General features: G+C 55.3%; 5 protein-coding genes. 2 read left to right on the top strand and 3 right to left on the bottom strand.

Annotated elements, in window-relative coordinates; translation table 11 throughout:
• Positions 1 to 22: 22 nt before the first annotated feature.
• Positions 23 to 2,110 carry a motility associated factor glycosyltransferase family protein gene (locus AAC083_RS22040; RefSeq protein ID WP_181364857.1) on the top strand — a complete coding sequence of 696 codons (2,088 nt, stop codon included), beginning with the start codon at positions 23 to 25 and terminating at the stop codon, positions 2,108 to 2,110.
• 111 nt (positions 2,111 to 2,221) lie between these two features.
• Here the strand turns inward: AAC083_RS22040 and AAC083_RS22035 are convergent, their stop codons facing one another.
• The 3 genes from AAC083_RS22035 to mtnN are packed head-to-tail and all read right to left on the bottom strand — an operon-like array spanning position 2,222 to position 4,669.
• Complete coding sequence (locus AAC083_RS22035; RefSeq protein WP_108537707.1) at positions 2,222 to 3,037, bottom strand: cobalamin-binding protein; 816 nt, start codon at positions 3,035 to 3,037, stop codon at positions 2,222 to 2,224.
• Positions 3,030 to 3,980 carry a cobalamin biosynthesis protein CobD/CbiB gene (locus AAC083_RS22030; RefSeq protein WP_181364856.1) on the bottom strand — a complete coding sequence of 317 codons (951 nt, stop codon included), beginning with the start codon at positions 3,978 to 3,980 and terminating at the stop codon, positions 3,030 to 3,032. Before AAC083_RS22030 ends, AAC083_RS22035 begins: the two co-directional genes overlap by 8 nt.
• A complete protein-coding gene (mtnN, locus tag AAC083_RS22025) occupies positions 3,977 to 4,669 on the bottom strand; it encodes a 5'-methylthioadenosine/S-adenosylhomocysteine nucleosidase (protein ID WP_042034452.1) in 693 nt (230 codons plus the stop codon). Before mtnN ends, AAC083_RS22030 begins: the two co-directional genes overlap by 4 nt.
• A gap of 825 nt (positions 4,670 to 5,494) precedes the next feature.
• Between mtnN and AAC083_RS22020 the strand changes: the two genes are divergently transcribed.
• A partial coding sequence (locus tag AAC083_RS22020; RefSeq protein WP_258224826.1) for a methyl-accepting chemotaxis protein occupies positions 5,495 to 6,881 on the top strand: 1,387 nt, incomplete at its 3' end.

Here is a 6,881-nt window from a genome sequence, read left to right as displayed (position 1 = left end):
GAATGCAGGTTAGGCATATATAATGGATTTTAATAAGAATATTACGCATGTAGAAAATGAATTATCCCGCCTTGAACTGCAAAAAAAGCAGGAAGCCGCCATGCTGGAGGTGCTGCCTGTCCGTTATGAACTTAATATGGCGGCCTTCGAAAAATACATGCCTGGTATTCATGATTTTTTCAAAGATTACCAGCCTGTCAGACCATTTCGCTTCTTCTGTAATGAAAATGGCATTCCCAATGTGTTGTGGCTTGATGAGCAAGTTGCACTCTATGGTGAGGAGCCACTTTTCGAAGCACAAGCACAGATAACCGAAGTGATGGAACAGAGTGTGTTGCAATGCATCGATTTTGTTCCCCAGTGGTACATTGATGGTCAAATCCATATAAAGTACAACAATGAAATATCCAAGCTTAAAGATAACGCTGCTTTGGAAGGCCTTAGATTAAATACGGTGTTGAATGCAGATATTCCATTGTCACTCATGTTCGGCATTGGCTTGGGTTATCAACTGGGTTATCTCTATGAGCAGTGCAAGATAAGGAATCTATTTGCCTTCGAACCTGATCTCGACATGTTCTATGCTTCCCTTTACTGCTTCGACTGGCATACCTTGCTTGAATATATGGAGAAAGAGTCACTTAGTCTACATCTGTTCATCGGTGTAGATGAACAACTGCTGGTGGCAGACATGATGGAGGCCCTCCATCGCAAGGGAGCATTCTGGTCGGCCAGTTATTTCTCGTTTTGTCATTATCATTCACCAAAATTGCATGCGCTGATAGATCAGGTAGAGAGCGAGTTCTATTTGCTCAAGACGGGTTGGGGATTTTTTGACGATAACATTTATGCACTTGCCCATAGCCATAATCATCTGCAGGAGGGAACACCATTCCTCAAGCGACAGCGTGACACATCTGCATTCAGCCAGGTACCTGTATTTGTTGTGGGCAATGGACCTTCTCTGGATCAGAGCATTGATTTTATCAAGCAGCATCAGCAGCAGGCTATTATCATCGCCTGTGGTACGGCCGTCAGCGCGCTTCACAAGGCAGGAGTCAAACCAGATATCTATGTGGCGGTAGAACGTACCAAGAGCTCGGCAGATTTTCTGCGAATCTTGGATGCCGATGATTTTATCAAGGATACCGTCTTCCTGAGTGTTGATGTCATCCACCCTGAGTGCAAAGAATTCTTCCGCAAGACAGGATTGACGTTCAAACCCAACGAACCCATGTTTTCCATGCTGATCAGTGCCTTTGGTCAGGCATTTGAATATGACTCCATTGAGTTTTCCAACCCGTTTGTTGGGAATACAGGTCTCAATTATGCGGCCTTGCTGGGTTTCAAGCAGGTTTATCTATTTGGCATCGACAATGGTTACAAATCCGCGGGAAAACATCACTCAAGTTTGAGCCTTTATTATAATGACAAGAAAGAAGCAAAGTATAATGAAGATCTGAAAGATACCTTCCCTGCACCGGGAAATTTTGGAGGGGAAGTGCGTATCAATCATTTGTTTGGACTCGCCATCCATAATATGGAACGTGTGCTGAATGATAATCCTGATTTGTGCTGCATCAATAGTAGCGATGGTGCTTATATAGAAGGCGCCAATCCTCAGCGTATCGAATCGCTGCAGCCATATTGGCCTGAACTGAATAAAGTTCGCTTGATGGATGAGGTGATGGACAGCTGTTTCCAACCTTTTGAAATGACCAGTTTTGATTTCAATGCTGCGCTTAATTTGTCACTTTTTGATGAACTTATAGATAAGCTTAGAGCAGACTGGCAACTCGTGGCATGTGAGCACAATGCCATATTAGCCCTGATGCAACGGCACCATGACTATCTCCTTTACTTGCTCATGAGTCGTGAATGTCATCTCTATCGTGTGATGATAGGTTCGATAAACTATTTCTATGCCAATATCATAAGTTTGATGATGGCATTGGTAAATGTAGAACCTGACGAGTTTGAAAGAAAGCTGAAAGAGGCTGAATCAATACTCGGTCACTTCTTTGATGAGAGTAAGGTTATGTATGCAGATGCGTTCCAGCGGCAGGATTCTACCTACTTCGCCGGGCTTAATGTCTTCAAACATACCTGAGCAGCAGGTGATGCCTTCCACTGAAAAAATGCCTGTTCAGGCATAACAAGACGCCGGCTGATATCGGCGTCTCTGTTTTCAATATCTTGGTGTCATGACCAGAGCGGGTTGCTACTTCGTTTGCAGGTGGGAGATGGCATCACACACCTGCTGCACGGCATTGAGTGCCCTCGGGGTGAAGCGGTGTAGCTCATCCGAGTTGATGAGTTGCAGGCGCTGGTGTTTGACCGCATCGATCATGGGCCACTGCTGCCAGTGACGCAGGGCGCCGGGATCTTGACTCCCCGCCAGGATCAGTGCCGGGTTGGCCTTGATCACCTGCTCCAGACTGATTTGAGGGTAGGGGATCTTGGCCTTGGCCATCAGGTTCTCCCCCCCGCATAGTTCGATGGCCTGAGCTGGCCAGGCGGCACCGCTGACGCTGGTCAGAGGAGGATGCCAGAGCTGATAAAACACCTTGATATGCTTGGGCTGGCCGTAGCGTTGCTTGAGTTCTGCCAATCTGGCGAGATAGGCATCGGCCTGGGAATTGGCTGCTTGTTCCAGCTCCAACCGTTTTCCCAGCGCCCGTATTTCTGTGGCCAGGGAGGCGAAGTCCGTGGGCTCAGAGTAGAACACGGGAATGCCCAGCTGCTCTATGGGAGCGAGCATGCGGGATTGGGCAGAGTGCCAGGCCACCACCAGATCCGGTTTCTGGGCCAGCAGGGCTTCCAGGTTGATGCTGCGGTAGTTGGCCACGTGTGGCCGAGTTGTCACCTCGGGCGGAAAGTCGGAGGCATCATCGGTGGCGACGATGCGATCGCCAGCACCGATGGCAAACAGCAGCTCGGTCAGATGGGGCGTGAGGCTGACGATGCGCATCGGCGCAGCCGCCAGCAACGTCAGTGGCCAACAGAGCAGACAGATCAGGGCGACATACCTAGCCATGCAGTTGCTCCAGAGCGGTGAAGAGGAGTGCCAGTGCCAGCCAGCCCCAGCCAACCTGTTGCAACCGGTTGAGCAAGCGCAGTGCGCTGCTGGCATCAGGGTCGTTTACCGCATCGAACACCGGGAAGCGGAACAGGGTGTTCTGGTAATAGCGTGGGCCACCCAGCCGGATACCCAGCGAGTGGGACAGCAGCGTCAACAAGGCGCCCATGGCAGGGTAGGGCCACTGTATTGCCGTGCGCAGGCGAGCCCCCAGTTGGCGCAGCCGGATCAGGCCAAGGGGCAGTACCAGCAGCAGGATGGCGGGGGTACAGAGTCCCTGGTAAAGCATGGCAGCGGCACGGCCGAAATGGCTGAATGCCGCTTGCTTGGGGCTCCAGCCCAGGTTCATCAATTGAGCGAGTCGCCACAGCAGGGCACCTTGAACGCCTGCCAGCGCAAACCCGAGCAAGGGGCCGGCCCACTGCCCTGTCAGCCGCAGTGCACAGGTCTCGCTGACCGCCTTGGTGACCCCCATCACGGAGAGTTTGCCGGTCTCACGCCTGAGCCAGGGGGCGGCCTGCAGGCGGGCAACCACCAGGGTTTCCTGACATGCCAGTGAACGGGTGGACTTGGCCAGCTCTCGCAGCGGGCGCGATTCTATCATCAGCAGCAGAAACAGCAGATCAAACAGCGGCTCCGAGAGGGAGAGGTTGCGCACGGCCCAGAGTCCGGCGGCGCATGGCAGCCAGACGACCAGCAGGGCCAGCAGGCCGGCCCGAAATTGCTGCTGGGGCGCGCCATCGGGACGGTGAACCTTGTGGCCCAAGCGGGTCAGCAGGGGCACCAGCGCGGAGAGTCTGAACTGGGCAGGCCAGGGCAGTATGGCTTCCAGCAGCGCGGCCCCGAGCAAAATGGCCGCCGGAGTGGCGGCCATGTGTTCCAGCGTGGCGAGGTCGATCACAGCTTGCCGAGCATCTTGATGATCATCTCGGCCGAATGCTTGCCCGCCACCTCGATGAATGCGTCGAAGGATTCAACCTGTTCCTTGCCGGCGATGTCTGACATGGCGCGCACCACCAGATAGGGGACCTTGAACATGTGGCACACCTGGCCGATGGCGGCCCCTTCCATCTCGACTGCCAGCATCTGCGGGAAATCGGCACGGGCCTTGGCGATGGCGTCCGGTTTGCACATGAACTGATCGCCGGTACAAATAAGGCCAACTTTGGTTTGATGCTTGCCTTGCTCGGCGATGCAATCTTGGGCCACTGCAATCAATTTATCATCGCAGGGGAAGGCGGCGGGTTGTTGCGCCATCTGGCCCATCTCGTAGCCGAAGGCGGTCACATCGACGTCGTGGAAGCGCATTTCGCTGGCGATGACCACGTCACCTATATGAAGATCCTGGGCAAAGCCGCCGGCAGAGCCGGTGTTGATCACGCAATCCGGGGCAAATTTTTCCAGCAGCAGGCTGGTGGCGACGCTGGCGGCAACCTTACCGATGCCAGAGCGAGTCAGGATCACCTCTTTGCCCGCCAGCATTCCCTGATAGAACTCGCAACCGCCCAGTTGCAGGGTGGTTGGCTCGTTCATCTGGCTGCGCAGCAAGGCCACTTCCTGTTCCATGGCGCCGATAATACCTACTTTCATCACTCACCTCGTCTCGATGGCCGTGTGGCCGAATAAGTTGTTGTGGATCATAACAAAAGTTGGCGATGGCGCCGAGCATTCCGAGATTATCGCCAGGAGGAAGATAAAAAGGGGACAGAGGTGGAAGTGATATGTCCCCGTTTCATCAGCCGCTTGTCGCAGTGGGTCCGGTTGCGGATCCCGCCGCGATTGATGAAGAGCCCGCCGATGGCTTGCCGCCGCGCTATGGCGCCGTTGTCATGGTTGCTGAGGACGACGCAGACCCGGCTGACGTGTCCATCCCGGTTGTCGATCTATTTTGGGAGCGATGCCGGCTGCGTCACCGTGTGATAGATCTCTATGGCACTGGCGGCCAAGCCGGCCGGTCCGCCGATGAGGCCATAACGGGCACCGCTAGCCCGTGTAGCGGGATTGAGCTGGAGGAAACTGGCAGCGCCGACGCGTTATCCATAAGCAGGACCTCGATTGGCAGCGGATGAGGATGCTCATCATCATGGTGTTGCATTACACCGAGGCGGGCCTGCGGCATGGGTCCATGCCCGCTGACCGATTGCATTCATCGGCTAACGATTTGATATGTTTTGGTCGCTATAAATAGTTTGTGATGAAAGTCTGGTTGTTAGGAAAAGTAACTTGCTTTCACACTGCGAATTCCGGTGAAGGGAGTAGGCCGTTCTGTGATAACATGCCGCCCTCGCGAAACCAGCCCTTCCCTTGGTTTTTCGCAACGTCTCATCTCCCGTCAGGAATGTCCGGGTATTAGCTCACACGGATGTGATCGCCACAGTGCACCTGCTTGTCAGCAGTTGAGGATCACCAGTCACCATGTTTTATAAAAATCTGTCTATCGGCAAGAAGATTGCCGTGGTCTTTGCGGTCATTGCTGCCGTCAACGTGATATTCGGTATTTTTCTCTCCAGCGAGCTGCGCGGCGTGCGCGACCGCGTGTTGAACTTTACCGACTCCACCCTGCCGAGCGTGCTTTCGGTGCAAACGCTGCTCTACGACGTCTCTTATGTGCGTCGGGCCCAGTTCGCCCTGCTGATGGTTGACGATGCCGCCGATCTGCAGGCCCGTCGTGGCCGTATTCAGGACAGTGTCCAGAAGGTCGAGCGCGCTTTCCGTGCCTACGAGTCAACGGTGGGTGCTGAACATGAGCGCCAGGTGTTCAACCGTGCCAAGCAGGACTGGCAGCAGTACCTGAACTCGGTCAATGCAGTCGATCAGCTGTTGGTACAAGGCCAGCTGGCCCAGGCCAAGGCACAGCTGTTCCAGTCCAACGCCGCCTATGGTGCACTGGAGCAGTCGGTCAACAGCCTGGTGGAGGTGAACCTCGGCTTCGTGAAGGAGAATCGTGGCAGCCTGCTCGACAGCGTCAACATGGTGACCCGTTTTGCCATGGTGAGCATCGGTGGTCTGCTGCTGTTCATGATGGCCATGACCTGGTTCCTGACTCGCCAGATCTGTTTGCCGCTGCAAGCCGTGGTGGCGCAGGCCAACGCCATCGCCGCAGGTGACCTGACCCATCAGTTGGATCGCCAGCACATAGGTCGTGATGAGCTGGGCATGCTGGCCAAGGCATCCCTCAAGATGCAGGACAATCTGCGTGGTCTGATTGAAGAAGTGGTCGCCGCCGTGACCCAGCTTGGCACCGCCATCGAAGAGGTGAGTGCCGTCTCCGCACAGTCGGCGCAGGGGATCCAGAGCCAGCAGCAGGAGATCACCCTGGTGGCGACCGCCATGACCCAGATGAAGGCTACCGTGGCCGATGTGGCCGGTAACACAGAGACCGCCTCTGAGTCCGCCAGCTCCGCCAACGCCCTGGCCCGTCGCGGCAATCAGGATGTGCAGAGCTCGCTGGTGGCCATTACCCGGGTGGCCGAGGAGATTGAACAGGCGGGGACCCTGGTCGCCGAGCTGGAGCGTGAATCTGCCCAGATCAACGTGGTGGTGGACGTGATCCGCGGCATCGCCGATCAGACCAACCTGCTGGCGCTCAACGCCGCCATCGAGGCGGCCCGTGCCGGTGAGCAGGGTCGTGGCTTTGCCGTGGTGGCTGATGAGGTGCGTACCCTTGCGGGTCGCACCCAGGCATCCACCGGCGAGATAGTGGCCATCATAGAAACCCTGCAGGCGCGCGCCAACCAGGCGAAAGAGGTGACAGGTCAAAGCTGCGATATGATTCGCCAGTGCGTGGTGCAGAGCGAACAGA

It is taken from the genome of Aeromonas sp. HMWF014, from assembly GCF_963878295.1.
Lineage (GTDB): Bacteria > Pseudomonadota > Gammaproteobacteria > Enterobacterales > Aeromonadaceae > Aeromonas > Aeromonas popoffii.
This window is presented reverse-complemented; position numbering and strand designations above follow the sequence as displayed.

Coding starts and splice junctions, on each gene's coding strand:
- mtnN (WP_042034452.1), bottom strand. CDS start 4,669: ATGAAAGTAGGTATTATCGGCGCCATGGAACAGGAAGTGGCCTTGCTG.
- AAC083_RS22035 (WP_108537707.1), bottom strand. CDS start 3,037: ATGGCTAGGTATGTCGCCCTGATCTGTCTGCTCTGTTGGCCACTGACG.
- AAC083_RS22040 (WP_181364857.1), top strand. CDS start 23: ATGGATTTTAATAAGAATATTACGCATGTAGAAAATGAATTATCCCGC.